This window comes from Pantoea sp. SIMBA_079 (assembly GCF_046940275.1).
GTDB lineage: Bacteria > Pseudomonadota > Gammaproteobacteria > Enterobacterales > Enterobacteriaceae > Pantoea > Pantoea borealis.
The window spans coordinates 1-263 of record NZ_JAWRYR010000470.1 but is presented as its reverse complement, the minus strand read 5'-3'; the positions used below and the strand labels follow the sequence as shown (position 1 = coordinate 263).

The 263-nt window shown below is 68.4% G+C and carries 1 protein-coding gene; it reads right to left on the bottom strand.

The genetic code is table 11. The features are described from left to right. Nucleotides 1–263 (bottom strand): ATP-binding cassette domain-containing protein (locus tag SB719_RS20855; protein WP_412159846.1); only part of this gene is annotated, 263 nt, incomplete at both ends.

Genomic DNA, 263 nt, shown 5'->3' with positions numbered 1-263 from the left:
GCCTCGTCCAGGTAGTGCGTGGTGAGCAGGACGGTCAGGTTCTCGGCCGTCGCCATGCGCTCCAGTTCCAGCCAGAGCTCCGTGCGTGCCTCCGGGTCGAGGCCGGTGGTCGGCTCGTCGAGGAAGAGCACTTGCGGCCTGTGCATCAGACCGATGGCGACGTCGAGCTTGCGCGCCATACCGCCGGAATAGCTCTTCACCTGCCGCCCGGCGTGCTCGGTGAGGCCGAAGCGATCGAGCAGCTCCCGTGCCCGGGCTTTCGC